General features: G+C 63.5%; 22 protein-coding genes and 1 pseudogene. 17 read left to right on the top strand and 6 right to left on the bottom strand.

The features are described from left to right. Positions 1-125 precede the first annotated feature (125 nt). From tauD to DK261_RS15670, 3 genes are all read left to right on the top strand, one after another. Positions 126-965 (top strand): taurine dioxygenase, encoded by an 840-nt coding sequence (gene tauD, locus DK261_RS15680; RefSeq protein WP_016702562.1) that lies wholly within the window; start codon positions 126-128, stop codon positions 963-965. A gap of 139 nt (positions 966-1104) precedes the next feature. Beyond that, a complete protein-coding gene (locus DK261_RS15675; protein ID WP_016702561.1) occupies positions 1105-1350 on the top strand; it encodes a plasmid stabilization protein in 246 nt (81 codons plus the stop codon). Further along, positions 1347-1775 carry a type II toxin-antitoxin system VapC family toxin gene (locus tag DK261_RS15670; RefSeq protein ID WP_023970008.1) on the top strand — a complete coding sequence of 143 codons (429 nt, stop codon included), beginning with the start codon at positions 1347-1349 and terminating at the stop codon, positions 1773-1775. Before DK261_RS15675 ends, DK261_RS15670 begins: the two co-directional genes overlap by 4 nt. A 129-nt stretch (positions 1776-1904) precedes the next feature. Here DK261_RS15670 and mgrA read toward each other — a convergent pair whose 3' ends face one another. The 4 genes and pseudogenes from mgrA to DK261_RS15650 all read right to left on the bottom strand — a co-directional run bounded on the left by mgrA (position 1905) and on the right by DK261_RS15650 (position 5139). Further along, positions 1905-2942, bottom strand: a complete 1038-nt coding sequence (gene mgrA / locus DK261_RS15665) for an L-glyceraldehyde 3-phosphate reductase (RefSeq protein WP_016702559.1) — start codon at positions 2940-2942, stop codon at positions 1905-1907. Positions 2943-3511: 569 nt separating this feature from the next. Continuing rightward, positions 3512-3913, bottom strand: a complete 402-nt coding sequence (locus DK261_RS15660) for a type II toxin-antitoxin system HicB family antitoxin (protein ID WP_009046450.1) — start codon at positions 3911-3913, stop codon at positions 3512-3514. 29 nt (positions 3914-3942) lie between these two features. Further along, a pseudogene (locus DK261_RS15655) lies at positions 3943-4124 on the bottom strand (type II toxin-antitoxin system HicA family toxin). A gap of 124 nt (positions 4125-4248) precedes the next feature. After that, positions 4249-5139 carry a LysR family transcriptional regulator gene (locus tag DK261_RS15650; RefSeq protein ID WP_110175949.1) on the bottom strand — a complete coding sequence of 297 codons (891 nt, stop codon included), beginning with the start codon at positions 5137-5139 and terminating at the stop codon, positions 4249-4251. 128 nt (positions 5140-5267) lie between these two features. Here DK261_RS15650 and DK261_RS15645 point away from each other — a divergent pair, with 128 nt between their 5' ends. From DK261_RS15645 to DK261_RS15635, 3 genes are read left to right on the top strand one after another with little or no spacing between them, the layout of a single operon-like run. Next, positions 5268-6008, top strand: coding sequence for an SDR family oxidoreductase (locus DK261_RS15645; RefSeq protein WP_009046448.1), 741 nt, complete (start codon positions 5268-5270; stop codon positions 6006-6008). A gap of 56 nt (positions 6009-6064) precedes the next feature. Further along, positions 6065-6553: a DoxX family protein gene (locus tag DK261_RS15640; RefSeq protein WP_016702554.1), complete on the top strand. Its 489-nt coding sequence runs from the start codon at positions 6065-6067 to the stop codon at positions 6551-6553. A 52-nt stretch (positions 6554-6605) separates the two neighbouring features. Further along, complete coding sequence (locus DK261_RS15635) at positions 6606-6863, top strand: hypothetical protein (RefSeq protein WP_009046444.1); 258 nt, start codon at positions 6606-6608, stop codon at positions 6861-6863. Between the two features lie 124 nt (positions 6864-6987). Here the strand turns inward: DK261_RS15635 and betT are convergent, their stop codons facing one another. Next, entirely contained in the window at positions 6988-8952 is a 1965-nt protein-coding gene (betT, locus tag DK261_RS15630; RefSeq protein WP_164485207.1) for a choline transporter BetT, read from the bottom strand. Positions 8953-9360: 408 nt separating this feature from the next. After that, positions 9361-10287 (bottom strand): serine O-acetyltransferase EpsC, encoded by a 927-nt coding sequence (gene epsC, locus DK261_RS15625; RefSeq protein WP_009046442.1) that lies wholly within the window; start codon positions 10285-10287, stop codon positions 9361-9363. Positions 10288-10478: 191 nt separating this feature from the next. Between epsC and DK261_RS15620 the strand changes: the two genes are divergently transcribed. The 11 genes from DK261_RS15620 (at position 10479) to DK261_RS15570 (ending at position 21853) form a co-directional block, all read left to right on the top strand. Continuing rightward, positions 10479-11474 (top strand): D-cysteine desulfhydrase, encoded by a 996-nt coding sequence (locus tag DK261_RS15620; RefSeq protein WP_110175948.1) that lies wholly within the window; start codon positions 10479-10481, stop codon positions 11472-11474. A gap of 350 nt (positions 11475-11824) precedes the next feature. Continuing rightward, positions 11825-12622, top strand: a complete 798-nt coding sequence (tcyJ, locus tag DK261_RS15615; protein WP_110175947.1) for a cystine ABC transporter substrate-binding protein — start codon at positions 11825-11827, stop codon at positions 12620-12622. 50 nt (positions 12623-12672) lie between these two features. Beyond that, complete coding sequence (tcyL, locus tag DK261_RS15610; RefSeq protein WP_085533779.1) at positions 12673-13338, top strand: cystine ABC transporter permease; 666 nt, start codon at positions 12673-12675, stop codon at positions 13336-13338. A 4-nt stretch (positions 13339-13342) separates the two neighbouring features. Beyond that, complete coding sequence (tcyN, locus tag DK261_RS15605) at positions 13343-14104, top strand: L-cystine ABC transporter ATP-binding protein TcyN (RefSeq protein ID WP_016702551.1); 762 nt, start codon at positions 13343-13345, stop codon at positions 14102-14104. A 396-nt stretch (positions 14105-14500) separates the two neighbouring features. Next, positions 14501-15742, top strand: a complete 1242-nt coding sequence (locus tag DK261_RS15600; protein ID WP_110175946.1) for an SfnB family sulfur acquisition oxidoreductase — start codon at positions 14501-14503, stop codon at positions 15740-15742. A gap of 24 nt (positions 15743-15766) precedes the next feature. Further along, the gene (locus tag DK261_RS15595; RefSeq protein WP_110175945.1) at positions 15767-16972 is read left to right on the top strand and encodes an SfnB family sulfur acquisition oxidoreductase; all 1206 of its coding nucleotides are present in this window, start codon (positions 15767-15769) and stop codon (positions 16970-16972) included. After that, positions 16972-18354 (top strand): LLM class flavin-dependent oxidoreductase, encoded by a 1383-nt coding sequence (locus tag DK261_RS15590; protein ID WP_009046436.1) that lies wholly within the window; start codon positions 16972-16974, stop codon positions 18352-18354. Before DK261_RS15595 ends, DK261_RS15590 begins: the two co-directional genes overlap by 1 nt. Positions 18355-18437: 83 nt before the next feature. Then, on the top strand, positions 18438-19247 hold the full coding sequence (locus tag DK261_RS15585) for a MetQ/NlpA family ABC transporter substrate-binding protein (protein WP_016702547.1): 810 nt from the start codon (positions 18438-18440) through the stop codon (positions 19245-19247). A 1-nt stretch (position 19248) separates the two neighbouring features. Next, positions 19249-20397 (top strand): methionine ABC transporter ATP-binding protein, encoded by a 1149-nt coding sequence (locus tag DK261_RS15580; protein ID WP_110175944.1) that lies wholly within the window; start codon positions 19249-19251, stop codon positions 20395-20397. Beyond that, positions 20387-21031, top strand: coding sequence for a methionine ABC transporter permease (locus DK261_RS15575; RefSeq protein WP_110175943.1), 645 nt, complete (start codon positions 20387-20389; stop codon positions 21029-21031). The genes DK261_RS15580 and DK261_RS15575 overlap by 11 nt, the downstream gene beginning before the upstream one ends. A gap of 195 nt (positions 21032-21226) precedes the next feature. After that, the gene (locus DK261_RS15570; RefSeq protein ID WP_028683859.1) at positions 21227-21853 is read left to right on the top strand and encodes a bifunctional 2-polyprenyl-6-hydroxyphenol methylase/3-demethylubiquinol 3-O-methyltransferase UbiG; all 627 of its coding nucleotides are present in this window, start codon (positions 21227-21229) and stop codon (positions 21851-21853) included. The last annotated feature ends 119 nt before the right edge of the window (positions 21854-21972 follow it).

Raw genomic sequence — 21972 nt, 5'->3', positions numbered from 1 at the left:
TGCGAGCGCTTTGCGCTCGATCGCAGCCTCGCCAAAGCTCGGCAGCGGCTACAGAGGTAGCGGGCAAGATTTCTTACAGACAAAACTGACCACGCCGGCAATTCGGCGCTCCATTCGAGAACGACATGAGCCTGACCATCACCCCTTTAAGCTCCGCCCTGGGCGCCCAGATCGGTGGCGTCGACATCAGCCAGCCACTGGCCAGCGAACAGCGCGATGCCATCGAGCAGGCACTGCTGCAGCATCAGGTGCTGTTCTTCCGTGACCAGCCGATCGACCCGCAGCAGCAGGCGCGCTTCGCGGCGAACTTTGGCGACCTGCACATCCATCCGATCTACCCCAACGTGCCGGAACAGCCGGAAGTGCTGATCCTCGACACCGCGCAAATCGACGTGCGCGACAACGCCATCTGGCACACCGACGTGACCTTCCTGCCGACCCCGGCCCTGGGCGCGGTGCTCAGCGCCAAGCTGTTGCCGGCCTACGGCGGCGACACCCTGTGGGCCAGCGGCATCGCGGCCTATGAGGCGCTCTCGGAGCCGATGAAGAACCTGCTGCAGGGCCTGACCGCGACTCACGAGTTCATCAAGTCATTCCCCCTGGAGCGCTTCGGCAATACCCCGGAGGACCTGGCGCGCTGGGAAGAAGCCAAGCGGAAAAACCCGCCGCTGTCGCACCCGGTGATCCGCACCCACCCGGTCAGCGGACGCAAGTCGCTGTTCGTCAACGAAGGTTTCACGACCAGGATCAACGAGCTGTCGGACAGCGAAAGCGAAGTCATCCTGAAACTGCTGTTCGCCCACGCCACCCGCCCGGAATTCACCATCCGCTGGCGCTGGCAGACCCACGACGTGGCCTTCTGGGACAACCGCGTGACCCAGCACTACGCCGTCGACGACTACCGCCCGCAACGCCGCGTGATGCACCGCGCGACGATTCTTGGGGATGTGCCGTTTTTTCGATAAACCATGATCATCAGCAAGCTCACGGCTTCAGTGGTGCTTGCCAGTGATCGAGGCGAACCCAAACGACCAGCGGTTGCCCTCCTCCAATGACTCGCCGTTATGCTATCAATGATTTCATTGATTTCATTCGGAGGAGCCCATGGCCAGCCTTACGATCCGTAATCTGGACGACCACATCAAAGAACGCCTGCGCATCGAGGCCGCTCACAATGGTCATTCCATGGAAGAAGAAGCTCGATTGATTTTGCGCCGAGCCCTGAGTAGGACAGCCGACAGTCAGGGCCTGGGTAGCCGTATCCGGGCACGCTTTGCCGAGGCCGGTGGAGTGGAACTGGAACTTCCCGAGCGCACCGAGCCCCCGCGCGTAGCGGACCTGAATGAATGATAGTGCTCGATACCAATGTGCTGTCGGAGCTGATGCGTCCTCAGCCGGACGCCTCGGTGTTGTTGTGGATCGAAGCGCAACCCGTCGAGGACCTCTACATCAGCGCCATGACCATGGCCGAGATTCTCCACGGTATCGCGCGCCTGCCCCACGGCAAGCGCAAACAGACGCTGCATGCATCGGCGCTGGCTATGTTCGAGGAAGACTTCATCGACCGCATCGTGCCCTTCGGAACCCAAGCGGCTCTTTACTACGCGCATCTGGTCTCGCATCGCGAAAGATCAGGCCAGCCGATCAATCTGGTGGATGCGCAAATTGCAGCGATATGCCGGGTCCACGACGCCGCGATCGCCACTCGTAACACCAAGGATTTCACCGACACCGGGCTGATCGTTATCAACCCCTGGCTGCCGCTCGAGGTCTGAACCGCCGCAGGCCTGTAGGAGCGAAGCTTGCTCGCGATAGCGGTATGCCTGACACCACTCACCGCCTCGATCGCCGGCAAGCCTGACTCCTACAGAAGCCGCGACAGCCTCACAACATGACGGCTGGCTCTATTCGGCGGTTGAAGGCTTCTCCCACAGATTGATCCCGCCTTCCCGGGCGAAACGATCGATCTCCGCCAGTTCTTCCGCACTGAAGCTCAGGTTCTGCAATGCACCGACATTCTCGACGATCTGCTCCGGCCGGCTGGCGCCGATCAGGGCCGAGGTCACCCGTGGGTCGCGCAGGGTCCAGGCCAGAGCCAGTTGCGCCAGGCTCTGGCCGCGACGCTTGGCGATTTCGTTGAGGGCGCGCACATGAGCAAGGTTGGCTTCGGACAGGTGCGCGGCTTGCAGCGAACCACCGCCCGGGCGATTGACCCGTGCGTCCTCGGGAATGCCATTGAGGTATTTGTCGGTCAGCAGGCCCTGGGCCAATGGCGTGAAGGCGATCACCCCGGCGCCGAGTTCGTCGGTGGTGTCCAGCAGGTCTTTTTCCACCCAGCGGTTGAGCAGGTTATAGGCCGGCTGGTGGATCAGCAGCGGCACTTTCCATTCCTTGAGCAGGGCCGCGATCTCGCGGGTTTTCACCCCGGAATAGGACGAGATGCCGATGTACAGCGCCTTGCCCTGCTGCACCGCGGTGGCCAGGGCGCTGGCGGTTTCTTCCAGCGGGGTGTCCGGGTCGAAGCGGTGGGAATAGAAGATATCCACATAGTCGAGGCCCAGGCGCTGCAGGCTCTGGTCGAGGCTGGCCAGCACGTACTTGCGCGAGCCGCCGCCCTGGCCGTAGGGACCGGGCCACATGTCCCAGCCGGCCTTGCTGGAGATGATCAGCTCGTCGCGATACGGCTTGAAGTCTTCCCGTAGCAGGCGGCCGAAATTGATCTCGGCACTGCCATAGGGCGGGCCGTAGTTGTTGGCCAGGTCGAAGTGGTTGATGCCCAGGTCGAAGGCGGTGCGCAGCAACGAACGCTGGGTGTCGATCGGCGTGCTGTCGCCGAAGTTGTGCCACAGGCCCAGGGACAGCGCCGGCAGCACCAGGCCACTGCGTCCGACGCGGCGGTAGGGGATGGAGTCGTAGCGGTTTTCGGCAGCAAGGTAAGTCATCGAACCCTCTCTATTGATCCTGAACACCCAGGTTTAAGCACATGCACATTGGTGCAGGGCAAGTTGCCCTCGCAACATCTGAATCAGCGGAACGCCTGAAAGTTGCCCAGCATACGCCCAGGCGAGATCGCGGCCACTTCAGATCGGTGAATGACTGAAACGATCCGGCGCCTGCTGACGGACAGAACCTGCTGCCGAGGAGGAATGACCAGAAAAAACCGAATGAAAAATATGACGACTAGAATATTTTATTACGTACCACGTAGCACAGTACGAAATCGTCGCTCAGAGGCAGTCTCAATCGAAACAAATTCCCGGTTAATGGCAACGCTGGCTGAAGGTGGGAATGCGGGGGAAACCCTGTAAACACAGGGCCCTGTCGCTGCCGGTGCTGCCTGGAAAAACCAGGAGTACGGCCTCGAACAAGGCGCTGCATCAGTTGTTTATAGACGGTAAAACACCGCTCTGCCGGGCCGAACCGAAGGCTCCCAAGCCTGGGCGGTACAGGAAAACTGCCGAGGGGCAGAGGCCAGGCATGCCCCCATGAGGACCATGGGGACGGGTAATGCCTAGGCGGAGAGTTCGCGCAATGCCGCTGCCGCGAGAAAGCCCGAGCGCGAACGGTAGCGCTGGTCGCGCTTCACCGTCTGGTCGATGCGCTCCAACAGTTGCTCCGGCAACGTCGCATTGAAACGCACCGCCTTGCCGAAGTAAGGCGTGATGTCGAACTCGATCACCCCCCACACGCCACCGGCGTAATCGGGATTGTCGATATGCACGTCGACCTCATGCACCTGGGGCAGCGGCTCACCATCGGCGACCAGGCCTTCATAATGCAGCGACAGGGCCTCTTTCACATTCTCGAAGGCTTGCGCAGCGGTATGACCGGCGGAAAAACAGCCCGGCACATCGGGGACGATCACTCCATATCCGGAGTCGGCATCCTTGTGCAGCACGACCGGGAATTTCATCTCGTTGACCTCTTCGTTCAAGGCCGGCCTCATTTCAGGCCCGCCTGTTTCAAGATGCTGTGGATCGTGCCCCTGGGCAGATCCGCATCCGGGTGAGGGATAGTGACCCGTCCCGGCTTGTGCAGATGCTTGTATTGGTGATGACTGCCTTTGACCGCGATCAGATACCCCCGTCCTCCTCGATCATCCTGATCAGTTCCCGACTGCGCATTGCCGTGTCCTTTCGATACGTCCCGAAAAACCACAATACCCAGCCGAAGGCGAACAATACACACTATACACATTCAGACAATCAATACAGAAAGCGGCGATGACCGGCGTCGCCCTGGCACTGCTCAAACTGCCCTGGCGAAAACCTCCGCCAGCCAGTCGACGAACACCCGCACCCGTGGCGACATCTGGCGGTTGTGCGGGTACAGCACGGAAACCGGCATGGGCGGTGGCGGCGTGTCGGTGAGGATTTCCTGCACCAGCCCCTGGAAAATCTGCTGCACCATGCGATAGCGCGGGCACTGGATGATGCCCAGCCCGGCCACGGCCGAGGCGGCGTAGATCTCGGCGCCGAACACCGACAGCGCGCCCTCGATGGCGACTTCCCGCAGTTCGCCATCGACCATGAATTCGAAAGGAAACTGCTTGGCGGTGGTGCGCGAGACATAGTTCACCGCCCGGTGCCGCGACAGCTCGTCGAGGCTCTTCGGCTCACCGTATTTGCGCAGGTACGCCGGACTGGCACAGGTGATCTGCTGCAGGCTGGCCACGCGCCGGCCGATCAGCGACGAGTCCCCCAAAGTGCCGGCGCGCAGCACGCAGTCCACGCCTTCGGCGATGAGGTCGACAAAACGATCGGCCTCGCTGACGGACAGCTCGATCTCCGGATAGCGCGCCATGAATTCGGGCAAGGCCGGAATCACGAAGTACTTGGCCAACGTGCCATGCAGGTCGACCCGCAAGCGCCCTTTCGGCGCCACCGTGCGAAACGCCAGCTCGGCCTCTTCCAGTTCCGCCAGCAACTGTATGCAGCGCAGGTAATAGGCCTCGCCGTCGAGGGTCGGGCGCACGCGGCGGGTGCTGCGCTCCAGCAGGCGGGTGCCGAGCCAGGCTTCGAACTGATTGAGGGTATGGGTCAGGGTGGCGCGCGGCAGGTTCAGGTCATCGGCGGCCAGGGTGAAACTGCTGCGTTCGTAGATCCGCACGAACACTTTCATCGCTTTGACTTGATCCATGACTGGCTCCCAGGGCGGCTGATTGTTGGCGATTATTGAACAGTCAAGCCAACTCTGGCGCATTTATCACTCTGGACAACCATGTGAACCTGCTTTCACACCCAACTGTTCCCAGAAGGAAATTCGCCATGACTACCCAGACTTCGAAAGTTGCCATCGTGACCGGCGCCTCCCGCGGCATCGGCGCGGTCATCGCCAAGCAACTGGCCAGCGAAGGTTTTGCTGTCGCCATCAACTACGCCAGCAGCGCCACCGAAGCCTCGGCCCTGGTGGTGGAACTGCGCCAGGCCGGCCACCGGGCCATAGCGGTCAAGGCCAACGTGGCCAATGCCGATGATGTGCGCCGCTTGTTCGACGAGACCGAAATCCAACTGGGCAAGGTCGACGTGCTGATCAACAACGCTGGCATCCTCAAGGTCCTGCCACTGGCGCAACACAGCGACGAGCTGTTCGAACAGACCTTCGCCATCAACACCCGCGGCACCTTCAACACCCTGCGCGAAGCCGCCAGCCGCCTGAACGCCGGCGGACGCATCGTCAACTTCTCCAGCAGCACCGTCGGCCTCAACCTGCCGGGCTACGCGGTGTACATCGCCAGCAAGGCGGCGGTGGAGTCCCTGACCCAGGTGTTCGCCAAGGAACTGCGCGGTCGCGACATCACCGTCAACGCGGTCGCCCCCGGCCCGGTGGCCACCGAACTGTTCCTGCACGGCAAGAGCGAAGAGCAGATCCAGAACTTCGCCAAGATGCCGCCCCTGGAGCGCCTCGGCCAGCCGGAAGACATCGCCAACGTCATCGCCTTCCTGGTCAGCCCGGCAGCCGCCTGGGTCAACGGGCAGATCCTGCGCGCCAACGGCGGGCTCGTCTGAGCCGCCTCACCCACGGGCTATCGATGCTTTCCAATGACCTACCCGCGGAGAATCCCATGCGCCCGACCACTGACTCGCCAGCCCCACGCAACACCCTGCTGATCCCGGCCCTCGCCCCGCTGTACCGCATTGGCGAGCCCCTGGCCTATGCACTGCTGCGGGTCTGTTATGGCGTGATCATGATCAGCCACGGCCTGCCGAAATTGCTGGGCCAGGCCCATGGCTCGATGGCCGACCCGATGGCGGCCTCGATCAACCTGATCCAGAACGTCCTGCATTTGCCGGCGCCGGCGTTGATCGCGCTGTTCGTGGCGCTCCTGGAAGGCGTCGGCGGGTTGCTCCTGGCCCTCGGCCTGGGGACGCGCCTGCTCGCCGCCATGATGGGCGTGCAGATGCTGACCATCGCCGGCCTGCTCGGCCCCACCTGGCCATGGATCGACCGAGGCATGGAATACCCGGTGCTGCTGGCGTTTTTGTCGTTCTACATTCTGTTTCGCGGAGCAGGACGCCACGCCCTCGACCACACTCTAGGTCGGGAGCTTTGAATCGCCATAGCCCTTTAGGCCAACCCCGAATCCCGCCCGCGAGGACTTCATCATGCACACCGCGATCATCACCTCCTTCGGCCTGGTCCTCCTGGCGCTGATGCTGTTTATCGGCGAAAAGATCGGCCTCGGCCGCCAGACCCTGGCCTACAGCTTCGTCGTGCTGTGGCTGGCGCTGACGGTGATCAACGGTGCGGTGGGGATGGTCCACGCCGGCCAGTCGCTGAGTACGGAGCTGGCGGTCGGCAGTGTGGTATTCGGCGTGCCGGTGGCGGCGCTGGTGCTGTTCACGGTATTGAGCCCGGCCTGAGGGCCCCGATCGCGGGCAAGGACTGGGCGTCCCCCTGCTCCTACAGAAAATCTTCTTCTGTAGGAGCAGGGGGACGCCCAGTCCTTGCCCGCGATGGCGGTGGCACAAACGCCACCGCCACCGATCAACGCACCAGATGCAGGAACTGCATATGCCGTTCGTACTGGTCGAGGATGTCGTTGATGATCTGCTCCTTGGTGTAGCCCATCAGGTCATAGTCCTGGCTACCCTCGGCCAGGTGCACCTCGGCCCGGTAGTAACGCCGGTTGCGCATCTCCTTGGGCCCCATGCCGCCACGGGCGAAGGACGGGGTGAAGTAGCCGCGCATCTGCACCTGATAGATGAACGGATGCTGGTCGCCATGGCCGATTTCCAGGCTGACGTTGTCGTTGGCCGGGTCCGGCTGGGTGATCACGTTCAGGCCTTTCTCGACGAACACCGCGGTCACTTCTTCGATGGCCGGGCGCACCGTCTGGTCGAGGAAGCGATACACCTCGTCGCGTGACGGGAAATGCACCGCCTGGCTCAGGCGCTGGCGCCAGCCGCCCTTGCCGCGACGCGAGGTTGACGACACCGGCGCCAGCGAATGCAGCTGGGCGATCTGCTTCTGCGATTCGAGGTAGAAGGCCTTGTGCAGCCCCCACATCATCAGCAGCAGGATCATCGAGAACGGCAGCGAGGTCAGCACCACCGCCGACTTCAGCGAGTCGATGCTGCCGGCGAACAGCAGCGCGCTGGTGACCAGCGCGGTCATCGCGCCCCAGAACACCCGCAGCCATTTCGGCCCGTCTTCGTCGGCGTTACCGCCCTTGGCCGACAGGGTCGAGAGCACCACGGTGCCGGAGTCGGCCGAGGTGACGAAGAACACGAAGCTGATGAACACCGTCACGGCGATGACGGTCTTGCTCCAGGGGTAGGTTTCCAGCAGCAGATAAAGCGTCATCGACGGGTTCTCGATGGCCGACAGGCCCAACGCGCTCATGCCGTGGTTGAGCACCTGGTCGATGGCGCTGTTACCGAAGATCGACATCCAGGCCAGGGTGAAGCCCAGGGGGATCAGCAGCACGCCGAACACGAATTCGCGGATGGTCCGGCCACGGGAAATCCGTGCGATGAACAGGCCCACGAACGGCGACCATGCGATCCACCAGGCCCAGTAGAAGACCGTCCAGCCGCCCAGCCAGTCGCTGGGTTCGTCATAGGCGTAGAGATCAAAACTCTTGGTCGGCAGGGCACCGAGGTAATCGCCGAGGTTCTGGATCAGAGTGTTGAGCAGGTGCTGGGTGGGGCCGGCGAACAACACGAACAACAGCAGCGCACAGGCCAGCAGCATGTTGATGTCGGACATCACCCGCACGCCCTTGTCGACGCCGGACACCGCGACGATGATCGCCGCGCCCATCATCAGGGTGATCAGGCCCACCTGGACCCACTGGGTGTGGGCGATGCCGAACAAGTAGTCCAGGCCGGAGTTGAGGTGCAGCACGCCAAAGCCCATGTCGGCGCCGAGGCCGAACACCGTGGCGATGATGCCGAAGCCATCCACCGCGTAACCGATGGGGCCGTTGATGCGCTTGCCGATCAGCGGGTACAGCGCCGAACGCAGGGCCAGCGGCAGGTTATGCCGGTAGGCGAAATACGCCAGGGCCATGCCGACGAAGGCGAACACGCCCCAGCCGTGCAGGCCCCAGTGCAGGAAGAGAATCTGCATCGCCTGGCGCGCCGCGTCCGCGGTCCCGGCCTCGCCCTGGGGCGGTTGCAGCATGTGGGTCAAAGGTTCCGAGACGCAGAAGAAAAACAGCGTGATGCTGATCCCGGCGGCGAACAGCATGCCGGCCCAGGACAGGTAACTGAACTCGGGTTCGTCGTGGTCGGCACCCAGCTTGATCTTGCCGTAGCCGGACAAGGCGGTGACCACCACGAAGATCAGGTACAGGGTCATGGCCAGCATGTAGTACCAGCCGACCGTATTGGCCGCCCAGTTTTGCGCGGCCAGCAACCAGGCGCCGGCTTGTTCCGGCAGGGCAATGACCACCAGGCCGAAGGCCAGGATAAAGCTCGCGGCGAAGTAGAACACCGGCGGATTCATGCGGATCAGGCCGCTGGCGGGAATGGACGATGCACTCATGAAACGTGCACCTCGAGGGGGTAAAACGCGGCTGAAAAGATCGGACTCAGCAAAGGTAAGCCTCCTGTTGTGAGCGGGCAGCGAGCTGCCGGTTTAACTTGAACAAGCGTTCAAGTTAAACACGGATAGGCGCGCAAGGACTAATCGCCGGGCTCGGCGGTCGCCTGATTTCGCAGGTTTTAGGAAAGGTCTGATGTGTCGCGGAGGGAATCGTTCAGCGCTAAATAAGCGAATGGCCATCAGCCATGTGAGCCACTGAAAAGCATCGCGGGCAATCGAGCGTCGACCGGCCGCTCCTACAGATGAACACATTCCTCTTCTGTAGGAGCGAGGCTTGCCCGCGAAAAATCCAACAGGCGCAGAAGACTCTTACTTCTGCGACCCATCGTCATGCTGCAGGTTGGCCTGGGTCAGATTGCACCCGGCCGGCACGCTGCGGGTCAGCCAGACATTGCCGCCGATGGTCGAGCCCTTGCCGATGGTGATGCGCCCGAGGATGGTCGCGCCGGCGTAGATCACCACGTCGTCCTCGACGATCGGGTGGCGCGGATGGCCCTTCTGCAACTGGCCGTCCTCGTCCGCCGGGAAGCGTTTGGCGCCCAGGGTCACGGCCTGGTAGATGCGCACGCGCTCGCCGATGATCGCGGTTTCGCCGATCACCACACCGGTGCCGTGGTCGATGAAGAAACTGCGGCCGATCTGCGCGCCGGGGTGAATGTCGATGCCGGTGGCCGAGTGGGCGATTTCCGCGCTGATCCGCGCCAGCAGCGGCAAACCGGCGCGATACAGATGGTGGGCCAGGCGATGGTGGATCACCGCCAGGATGCCCGGGTAGCACAACAGCACTTCATCGACGCTGCGCGCCGCCGGGTCGCCGTGGTAGGCGGCCAGCACATCGGTATCGAGCAGCACCCGCAGGCCCGGCAGGGCCAGGGCGAAGTCCTGGATGATACGGATGGCCCTGGCGTTGACGTCGTCGTCCGACTCGCCGCTCTGGCGCGCGGCGTAACGCAGCTCCAGGCGAGCCTGGGCGAGCAACGAATTGAGGGCCGCGTCCAGGGTATGGCCGACGTAGAAATCTTCGCTTTCCTCGCGCAGGTCCACCGGGCCCAGGCGCATCGGGAACAGGGCGCCGCACAGTGCTTCGAGAATCTCGGCCATGGCCGCGCGCGACGGCAGTTCCCGACCGCCCTGCTCACCGCTGACCCGCCCGTTGCGGGTACGCCACTGGTCGCGGGCATCACGCAGTTGACCGACTATGGTCTGCAATTGCCAATGGCTGGAACGCTCGCTCACGATAGGACTCCTCACTCAGGCGGCCGGACTGTCTGGCCGCGTAAACGACGCCACTTTACGGTATGCGCCCCAGGCCAAATTAAGAACTAATTGTGCTGGCCTAATCACCTTTTGGCATAAGCGATTGACGGTTGCCCCGGCAAATATCGCTGCCTATAGTCCCTGACACCTCTGACAACCCGTGCGGCCTCATGATCAAACAACAGCTCGACCGTTTTAACCGTCTCGACCTGCTGGGCGGTGCCACCACCCTGGAAAAACTCGAACGCCTGTCCACCTGGCTCGGCCGCGATGTCTACGTCAAGCGCGACGACACCACGCCACTGGCCATGGGCGGCAACAAGCTGCGCAAACTCGAATACCTGGCCGCCGATGCGCTGGCCCAGGGCGCGGACACGCTGATTACCGCCGGCGCCATCCAGTCCAACCACGTGCGCCAGACCGCGGCCCTGGCTGCCAAGCTGGGCCTGGGTTGCGTCGCCCTGCTGGAAAACCCCATCGGCACCGACGACGGCAATTACCTGGGCAACGGCAACCGCCTGCTGCTCGACCTGTTCGACGCCAAGGTCGAACTGGTGGACAACCTGGACAACGCCGACGAGCAGTTGCAGGCCCTGGCCGAGCGCCTGCGCAGCAGCGGCAAGCAGCCGTACCTGGTGCCGATTGGTGGCTCCAATGCCCTCGGCGCGCTGGGTTACGTGCGTGCCGGCCTGGAGCTGGCGGAGCAGATCAACAACACCGGGCTCGACTTCGCCGCCGTGGTCCTGGCCTCGGGCAGCGCTGGCACCCACAGCGGCCTGGCCCTGGCCTTGAGCGAAGTGTTGCCGCAGTTGCCGGTGATCGGCGTCACCGTGTCGCGCACCGACGAAGCGCAGCGACCGAAGGTCCAGGGCCTGGCCGAACGCACCGCCGAATTGCTCGGGGTGGCGCTGCCGGAGAGCTTCAAGGTGGAGTTGTGGGACGAATATTTCGCCCCGCGTTATGGCGAACCGAATGCCGGCACCCTGGCCGCGGTGAAGCTGCTGGCGAGCCAGGAAGGCCTGCTGCTGGACCCGGTCTACACCGGCAAGGCCATGGCTGGCCTGCTCGACGGCATCGGCCGCCAGCGCTTCGACGACGGCCCGATCATCTTCCTGCACACCGGCGGCGCGCCGGCGCTGTTCGCTTATGCCGGATCGTTTGCCTGATAAATGCCTGTAGCCGCTGGCACAGCCTGCGCTCGGCGGCGCAGCCGTCGTAAACCTGTATATGCGGCGTATCGGAAGAGACGCGTTCGCCGGATTTGCGCCTGCTACGCAGCCGATCGCAGCCTGCGGCAGCGGCTACAGGGACCGAGCACTTTATATTTATAAAAAGAATAACAATGTGAATTTATATTATTTTTACATCTATAAGCAGCCACTTATAGTCGCGCCGCAGGCGAATTTGCCGCGAGACGCATACGCTGCATTTAGTGCAGGATAAGGCGCTCGTTCCCGCTCACCGATTGACCTGCATTTCCTAACCGCATCTTCATAAGAAAACACAGGGGCTTGTCATGATTTTTTCCGCACTACGTCGAAATATCCTCGTTGGCTCGCTGGGTCTGGCACTGAGTGCCGGGGTGCTGGGGCAAGCGGTTGCCGGTGAGCAACTGCAGAAAATCAAGGACGCCGGCACCATCAATGTCGGCCTGGAAGGCACTTACCCACCGTTCAGCTACGTCGACGAAAGCGGCAAGCTGGCCGGCTTCGAAGTGGAGTTTTCCGAAGCCCTGGCGCAGAAGCTGGGCGTGAAGGTCAAACTGCAGCCGACCAAATGGGATGGCATCCTCGCCGCCCTGGAGTCCAAGCGCCTGGACGCGGTGATCAACCAGGTGACCATCTCGGATGAGCGCAAGAAAAAATACGACTTCTCCACCCCCTACACCGTTTCCGGCATCCAGGCCCTGACCCAGAAGAAGAACGAAGGCAAGTTCAAGACCGCCGCCGACCTGGCCGGGCACAAGGTCGGTGTCGGCCTGGGCACCAACTACGAACAATGGCTCAAGGACAACGTGCCCAAAGCCATCATCAAGACCTACGACGATGATCCGACCAAGTACCAGGACCTGCGTGTAGGCCGTATCGACGCGATCCTGGTGGACCGCCTGGCCGCCTTCGAACTGATCAAGAAGACCAACGACACCCTGGTCGTTTCCGGCGAACCCTTCTCCCGCCAGGAAGCCGGCGTGGCCCTGCGCAAAGGCGAACCCGAACTGCTGGCCGCGGTGAACAAGGCAATCGAGGAACTGCGCGCCGACGGCACGCTGAAAAAGCTCTCGGAAAAATACTTCAACGCTGACGTCACTCAATAATGGAAGCAGGTTTTCAGTTCGAACTGTATTTCCCGCAGTTGAGCCAGCAAATCGCCGAAACCACCCAGCTGTTGCTGAACTCCGCGCCCTTCCTGCTCAAGGGCGCGTATTTCACGATCATCCTCAGCCTCGGTGGCATGTTCTTCGGATTGGCGCTGGGGTTCGCCCTGGCGCTGATGCGCCTGTCGCGCTTCAAGCTGCTGAGCTGGATCGCCCGCGTCTATGTGTCGTTCTTTCGCGGCACGCCGTTGCTGGTGCAACTGTTCGTGATCTATTACGGCTTGCCGCAGCTGGGTATCGAGCTTGACCCGCTGCCGGCGGCGCTGATCGGCTTCTCGTTGAACATGGCGGCCTATGCCTGCGAGATCCTGCGCGCGGCCATCGGCTCCATCGAGCGCGGGCAGTGGGAAGCGGCGGCCAGCATCGGCATGACCCGGGCCCAGACCCTGCGCCGGGCGATCCTGCCGCAAGCCATGCGCACGGCCCTGCCGCCCCTGGGCAACAGCTTTATCTCGCTGGTCAAGGACACCGCCCTGGCCGCCACCATCCAGGTCCCGGAACTGTTCCGCCAGGCGCAGCTGATCACCGCCCGGACCTTCGAAGTCTTCACCATGTATCTTGCCGCCGCGCTGATCTACTGGGTTCTGGCCAGCGTGCTGGCGCACCTGCAGAACCGACTGGAAGAGCGGGTCAATCGGCACGACCAGGAGTCCTGAACCCATGATTGTGGTTGAAAAACTGACGAAGCAGTTCAAGGGTCAGACCGTCCTCAATGGCATCGACCTGACGGTGGCGGAAGGCGAGGTGGTCGCCATCATCGGCCCCAGCGGCTCGGGCAAGACCACCTTTTTGCGCTGCCTGAATTTTCTCGAAGAACCTACCAGCGGACGGATCAAGGTCGGCAACATCGAAATCGATGGCAGCCGGCCGCTGACCCAGCAGCAGGGCCTGGTGCGGCAACTGCGCCAGCAGGTGGGTTTCGTGTTCCAGAGCTTCAACCTGTTCCCCCATCGCACCGCGCTGGAAAACGTCATCGAAGGGCCGCTGGTGGTGAAGAAGACGCCCCGCGAACAGGCGCTGGCCCTGGGTCGCGGGCTGCTGGCCAAGGTCGGGCTGGCGGGCAAGGAAGACGCCTACCCGCGGCGCCTCTCCGGTGGCCAGCAACAGCGCGTGGCGATTGCCCGGGCGCTGGCGATGGAGCCGGAAGTGATCCTGTTCGACGAACCGACCTCGGCCCTCGACCCGGAGCTGGTGGGCGAAGTGCTGGCGACCATCCGCGGCCTGGCCGAGGAGAAGCGCACCATGGTCATCGTCACCCACGAAATGGGCTTCGCCCGCGACGTGGCCAACCGGGTGATCTTCTTCGACAAGGGCGTGATCGTCGAACAGGGCGAAGCCAAGGCGCTGTTCGCCAACCCCAGGGAAGAACGCACCCGGCAATTCCTCAGCAAGTTCCTCACCGCGGGCCATCCCCAGGCCTGACCTGTGCCTCGCTGCCGAGCCCGCCAAGGGCTGGGCAGCGGGCGCAACCCCATCACCGCGTTCCGCCCGACAAATCCCATGCCCCGGTTTTACGACGGCTGCGCCGCCGATCGCAGGCTACGCCAGCGGCTACAGGAACCCTGGATCCATCCCCCGTTACTCCTCGCAGCCCTTGCCTGCCGTATACGTAAACCCCTTCTATACATATTCCTAAAAGTTAGTTTATTTAATTTTTATACGCGCATAGGGTATATGAACCGGACCACCGGACATTCTTGAACCCGATTTCGCCGCCACGGCGCGGCACTTCCAAAGATGTGAGGTAGGTATGGTCCGGAACACAATCACCCCAGTGCAAATCGCCAGGGCATTGCGTGCAGCCAAGGAGTGGCACTGATGTCCAATCTGGCCGATGCAAATGTCCAGAGCGATCTGGATGTCGCCCCCCTGTTGTTGCCCGCACGGGTTCTGCTGAACGACGCAGAAGCCCTTCAAGCCGCCCATGAACTGGCCACCGTCGCCCGCCAGCAGGCGGCCCGGCGCGACCAGCAGCGCAAGCTGCCGTGGGCGGAAATCGAACACTTCACCCGCAGTGGCCTGGGCAGTATTGCCATCCCCCGTGAATACGGCGGCCCGCAGGTTTCCTTCGTCACCCTGGCGGAAGTCTTCGCGATCATTTCCGCGGCCGACCCGGCCCTGGGACAGATCCCGCAGAACCAGTTCGGCATTCTCAACCTGATCCTCGGCAGCGCCACCGAACGGCAGAAAAAGCAGCTGTTCCAGAGCGTGCTGGAAGGCTGGCGCATCGGTAACGCCGGCCCGGAACGCGGGACCAAAAACACCCTGGAACTCAAGGCGCGGATCACCGCCGACGGCGACGGTTATCTGCTCAATGGCCAGAAGTTCTATTCCACCGGCGCCCTGTTCGCCCACTGGGTGGCGGTCAAGGCGCTGAACGACGACGGCAAGCAGGTGTTGGCCTTCGTCCGGCGCGGCACGCCGGGGCTGCGCATCGTCGACGACTGGTCGGGCTTCGGCCAGCGCACCACCGCCAGCGGCACCATTTTGCTCAACAACGTGCGGGTCGATGCCGACCTGGTGGTGGACAACTGGCGGATCAACGAATCGCCGAACATCCAGGGCGCCGTGTCGCAGCTGATCCAGGCAGCGATCGACGCCGGCATCGCCCGCGCGGCCATCGACGACGCCATCAGCTTCGTGCGGGAACGCTCGCGGCCGTGGGTCGACGCCAACGTCGAACGGGCCAGCGACGACCTGTATGTAATCGCCGACATCGGCAAGCTGAAAATCGAACTGCACGCCGCCGAAGCCCTGCTGCGCAAGGCCGGCCAGGTGCTGGACCAGGTCAATGCCGCGCCGATCAGCGTCGAGTCCGCCGCCCGCGCCTCGATCGCCGTGGCCGAAGCCAAGGTGCTGACCACCGAGATCTCGCTGCTGGCCAGCGAAAAGCTCTTCGAGCTGGCCGGCAGCCGCGCCACCCTCGCCGAATTCAACCTCGACCGGCACTGGCGCAACGCCCGGGTCCACACCCTGCACGACCCGGTGCGCTGGAAATACCACGCCGTCGGCACCTACCACCTGAACGGCACCCTGCCGGCTCGCCATTCCTGGATTTAAGCGACCAGATCTCTGGAGAAGTACATGACTCTTTCTCAACACGTCGCGGTCATAACCAGCGATGAGCAAGCCCTGATCGTCGCCAGCGACCTGGCCGAAGATTTCAAGCGCGACAGCGCCCTGCGCGACCGCGAACGCCGCCTGCCCCACCCCGAACTCGAAGCCTTTTCCCGCTCCGGCCTGTGGGGCATCAGCGTGCCCAGGGAATACGGCGGCGCCGGCGTGTCCAACGTCACCCTGGCCAAGGTCATCGCCCTGATCGCCCAGGCCGACGGCTCCCTGGGGCAGATCCCGCAGAACCATTTCTACGCCCTCGAAGTGCTGCGGGTGAACGGCAGCGAGGCGCAGAAAAAACGCCTGTACGCCGAGGTCCTGGCCGGCCAGCGCTTCGGTAATGCCCTGGCCGAGCTGGGCACCAAGACCGCCCACGACCGCACCACTCGCCTGACCCGTGACGTGCAGCAAGGACGCGACGGCTATCGCATCAACGGCCGCAAGTTCTACTCCACCGGCGCCATCTACGCCCAGCGCATCCCCACCTCGGTGGTGGATGAAAATGGCGTGCAGCAACTGGCCTTCGTCCCGGCGGACAGCCAGGGCCTGAACGTGATCGACGACTGGAGCGGCTTCGGCCAGCGCACCACCGGCAGCGGCTCGGTGGTGTTCGAGAATGTGTTCGTCGCCGCCGAGGACGTGATTCCCTTTCAAAACGCCTTCGAACGCCCGACCACCGTCGGCCCGCTGGCGCAGATTCTCCATGCCGCCATCGACACCGGTATCGCCCGCGCCGCCTATGAAGACGCCCTGCATTTCGTGCGCACCAAGACCCGGCCGTGGATCGATTCCGGCAACGACAAGGCCACCGAAGACCCGCTGACGATCAAGAGCTTCGGCCACCTGAGCATTCGCCTGCATGCCACCGAGGCGCTGCTGGAGCGCTCCGGGGAGTTCCTCGACGCCGCCCAGGCCGAGCCCAACGCCGAGACCGTGGCTGCCGCCTCCATAGCGGTCGCCGAGGCTCGCGCCATCAGCACCGAAATCTCCCTGGCCGCCGGCAGCACCCTGTTCGAACTGGCCGGCAGCCAGGCGACCCTGGCCGAACATGGCCTGGACCGTCACTGGCGCAACGCCCGGGTGCACACCCTGCACGACCCGGTGCGCTGGAAATACCACGCGGTGGGCAACTACTACCTCAACCAGACGAACCCGCCACTGCGGGGGACCATCTGATGGGCGCGAAAAAAAAGATCCTGCTCAATGCCTTCAACATGAACTGCATCGGGCACATCAACCATGGCCTGTGGACCCACCCGCGGGACACCTCGACCCAATACAAAACCCTCGAATACTGGACCGAACTGGCGCAACTGCTGGAGCGCGGGCTGTTCGACGGGCTGTTCATCGCCGACATCGTCGGGGTCTACGACGTCTACCAGAACTCGGTGGACGTGACGCTCAAGGAGTCGATCCAGCTGCCTGTCAACGACCCGCTGCTGCTGGTCTCGGCCATGGCCGCGGTGACCCGCAACCTCGGTTTCGGCCTCACAGCCAACCTCACCTACGAGCCGCCGTATCTGTTCGCCCGGCGCATGTCCACGCTGGACCACCTGAGCCGTGGCCGGGTCGGCTGGAACATCGTCACCGGCTACCTCGACAGCGCCGCCAAGGCCATGGGCCTGAGCGAACAGGTCGAGCATGACCGGCGCTACGACCAGGCCGACGAGTACCTGCAAGTGCTCTACAAGCTCTGGGAAGGCAGCTGGGAAAACGACGCGGTGATCAACGACCGCGAACAGCGGATCTACGCCCGGCCGGAAAAGGTGCACAAGGTCGAGCACAAGGGCGAGTTCTATCAGGTCGAGGGCTATCACCTGTGCGAGCCGTCGCCACAGCGCACGCCGGTGCTATTCCAGGCCGGCAGTTCCGATCGCGGCCTGCTGTTCGCCGGGCGCCACGCCGAGTGCGTGTTCATCAGCGGGCAGAACAAGCCCTCGACCAAGGCCCAGGTGGACAAGGTCCGCGCCAGCGCCGTGGCGGCCGGGCGCAACCCCGAGGACATCAAGGTGTTCATGGGGCTCAACGTGATAGTCGCCGAGACCGAGGAACTGGCCTGGAAGAAGCACGCCGAGTACCGCAGCCATGCCAGCGCGGAGGCCGGGGTGGCGCATTTCTCGGCGTCCACCGCCATCGACTTTTCCCAGTACGAGATCGACGAACCTATCCAGTACGTGAAGAGCAACGCCATCCAGTCGGCCACCCGGAACCTGCAGAACAACGACTGGACCCGGCGCAAGCTGCTCGACCAGCACGCCCTGGGCGGGCGCTACATCACGGTGGTCGGCTCGCCGCAGCAGGTGGCCGACGACCTCGAATCCTGGATCGCCGAAACCGGCCTCGACGGCTTCAACCTGACCCGCATCGTCACCCCGGAAAGTTATGTCGACTTCATCGACCTGGTGATCCCCGAGCTGCAACGCCGCGGCTCGTACAAGACCGCCTACGACAACGGCACCCTGCGCGAAAAGCTGTTCCAGCAGGACGCACAGTTACCCGAGCAACACGCCGGAGCGGGCTATCGCCCTATCGCGAGCAAGCTCGCTCCTACAGGTTGAGCGCATTCCCTGTAGGAGCGAGCTTGCTCGCGATGAAGCCCACCCAAACACCGCCTCTTTATGCACTGACTGGAAACCTGACCATGAAAACCAAGCTCTTAAGCCACCCAGTCAAAGCACTGGCCCTCGCCCTCGGACTGTTCGGCAGCGCGGTATTCGCCGCCGACGCGCCGCTGAAAGTCGGCACCACCGCCGCCTTCGCCATTCCCCTGGAGGCCGCCGTCGAAGAGGCCGGCAAACAGGGCCTGAAAGTCGAACTGGTGGAATTCAGCGACTGGATCGCGCCGAACGTCAGCCTGGCCGCCGGCGATATCGACGTGAACTACTTCCAGCACATCCCGTTCCTGGAAAACGCCAAGGCCGCCGCCGGTTTCGACCTGGTGCCGTTCGCCCCGGGGATCATCAACAACGTCGGCCTGTACTCGAAGAAATACAAAAGCTTCGACGAGCTGCCCGAAGGCGCCACAGTGGCCATCGCCAACGACCCGATCAACAGCGGTCGCGGCTTGCAGCTGCTGGCCAAGGCCGGCCTGATCAGCCTCAAGCCGGGCGTCGGCTACAAGGCCACCGAGGACGACATAGTCGCCAACCCGAAGAAACTGAAGATCCTCCAGGTCGAGGCCGTGCAACTGGTACGCGCCTATGACGACGCCGACCTGGTGCAGGGCTACCCGGCCTATATCCGCCTGGCCAAGACCTTCGACGCCGGTTCGGCGCTGCTGTTCGACGGCCTCGACCACAAGGAATACGTGATCCAGTTCGTGATCCAGCCCAAGAGCAAGACCGACCCGCGGCTGATCAAGTTCGTCGACATCTACCAGCATTCGCCGGCTGTGCGTGCCGCCCTGGATAAAGCCCATGGCAAGCTCTACCAAGCCGGCTGGGAAGGTTGAGATGAGCGTCGCCTATCTCCCGCACAAGGCCTCCAGGCAGCCGCCCGAACAGCCGCAAAACGCGCAGCAGACCGAGTTGTATCCGGAGCTGAATCACGCCCATGTGCGCTTCATCGGCCTGACCAAGACCTACCAGGGCCAGCAAGGCCCGGTGCAGGCCCTGCACGGTATTGACCTGGCGATCCAGCGCGGCGAAGTGTTCGGCATCATCGGCCGCAGCGGCGCCGGCAAGTCGTCGCTGATCCGTACCATCAACCGCCTGGAACAGCCTTCGGGCGGCCGGGTGCTGATCGATCAGGTGGACATCGGCGACTTCGACGAGGACCGCCTGGTGGAGCTGCGCCGGCGCATCGGCATGATCTTCCAGCACTTCAACCTGATGTCGGCCAAGACCGTGTGGCAGAACGTCGAGCTGCCGCTGAAGGTGGCCGGCGTGCCCAAGGAACAGCGCGAGCACAAGGTGCGCGAACTGCTGGAACTGGTGGGCCTGAAGGACAAGCACAAGGCCTACCCGGCGCAACTCTCGGGCGGGCAGAAACAGCGGGTGGGCATCGCCCGGGCGCTGGTCCACGACCCGGCGATCCTGCTGTGCGACGAGGCCACCTCGGCGCTGGACCCGGAGACCACCCAGTCGATCCTCGGCCTGCTCAAACAGATCAACCAGCGCCTGGGCCTGACCATCATCCTGATCACCCACGAGATGGCGGTGATCCGCGATATCTGCGACCGCGTGGTGGTGCTCGAGCACGGGCATATCGTCGAGCTGGGGCCGGTCTGGGAAGTGTTCGGCAACCCGCAGCACGAGGTCAGCAAGACCCTGCTGGCGCCCTTGCAGCACGGTTTGCCGGATGAGCTGCAAAACCGCCTGCAAGCCCAGCCGAAGTCTTCGGACGCGGCGGTAGTATTGCGCGTGCGGTTCACCGGCAGGACCAGCGACGAGCCGGACCTGGCCGCGCTGTTCAGCACCCTGGGCGGGCGCGTGCGGCTGCTGCACGGCGGCGTGGAGCGGATTCAGGGGCATGCCCTGGGGCAACTGCTGCTGGCGGTCAGCGGCTCGTCCCTGGGCGCCGAGGAACAACGCCTGCGCGCGCAGCACTTTTTGCACAAGCAATGGACACAACAGGTAGAGGTGCTGGGTTATGTGGTTTGATCGCTTGCTCCAGGGCGTTATCGATACCTTCCTGATGGTCGGCATGTCGTCGCTGATCGCCTTGCTGGCGGGGATTCCGCTGGCGGTGATCCTGGTTACCAGCGGCAAGGGCGGGATCTACGAAGCACCCAGGCTGAACAGCGTGCTGGGGGCCTTCGTCAACCTGTTCCGCTCGATTCCGTTCCTGATCCTGATGGTGGCGCTGATCCCCTTCACCCGGCTGATCGTCGGCACCACCTACGGCGTCTGGGCAGCGGTGGTGCCACTGACCATCGCCGCCACGCCGTTCTTCGCGCGGATCGCCGAGGTCAGCCTGCGCGAGGTCGACCACGGCCTGATCGAAGCCGCCCAGGCCATGGGCTGCCGACGCTGGCACATCGTCTGGCATGTGCTGTTGCCGGAGGCGCTGCCGGGCATCGTCGGCGGTTTCACCATCACCCTGGTGACCATGATCAACTCCTCGGCCATGGCCGGGGCCATCGGCGCCGGCGGCCTGGGGGACATTGCCTATCGCTATGGCTACCAGCGTTTCGACAGCCAGATCATGCTCACGGTGATCGTGCTGCTGGTGATCCTCGTCGCGGCGATCCAGCTCGGCGGCGACCGCCTGGCGCGGGTGCTCAACAAGCGTTGAGAAACGCCACCTTCGTGGTGACGAATAACCTGTAGCCGCTGCCGCAGGCTGCGATAAGGTCCGAAGGACCTTCGGCGCTCTCAAGAGCACGGCCGCTTCGCAGCCGATCGCAGCCTTCGGCAGCGGCTACAGGGAACCAGTGCGCCAGACATGGGGTATATTCGGACCACTCCCCCTTTCTCTGCGCAGCCCGCCATGAAACTCGCCCCCACCGACCTCGACCAGATCACCTCCACCACCCTGGGTCACTACAACCAGGTGGCCGAAGACTTCCGCGAAGGCACCCGCGACCACGATGTCAGCCAGAACATCGACGCCCTGCTGCGGCATATCCAGGGCACGGCGCCCTTCACCCTGCTGGACTTCGGCTGCGGCCCCGGGCGCGACCTGCGGACCTTCACCCGCCTCGGTCATATCGCCATCGGCCTCGACGGCTCCGAGCGTTTTGCCCAGATGGCCCGCGACGACAGCGGCTGCGAGGTCTGGCAGCAGGACTTCCTCAAGCTCGACCTGCCCGCCGAACGCTTCGACGGCATCTTCGCCAACGCCGTGCTGTTCCACATTCCCTCGCAGGAACTGCCACGGGTGCTGCGCCAGCTGCACGCCACGCTGAAACCCGGCGGCGTGCTGTTCAGCTCCAACCCGCGCGGCGACAACCAGGAAGGCTGGAACGGCGCGCGTTATGGCGCCTACCACGACCTGGCGGCGTGGCAGCACTTGCTGACGGCGGCGGGGTTTGTCGAGCTGGAGCATTACTACCGGCCCGCCGGGCTGCCGCGGGAACAGCAGCCGTGGCTGGCGAGTGTTTGGCGCAAGGTTTGAGCTTGCGTCGTTGATCGGCCTTTTTCGCGAGCAAGCTCGCTCCTACAGTTTTTTATGATCGGCGTTGCGCCGCCTCTTGTAGGAGCGAGCTTGCTCGCGATGGCGTTCTGTCGGACGGA

It is taken from the genome of Pseudomonas sp. RW409, assembly GCF_003184125.1.
Classification (GTDB): domain Bacteria; phylum Pseudomonadota; class Gammaproteobacteria; order Pseudomonadales; family Pseudomonadaceae; genus Aquipseudomonas; species Aquipseudomonas chlororaphis_I.
Note: the sequence above shows the minus strand (reverse complement) of the source record. Positions and strands in the feature narration are given on the sequence as shown.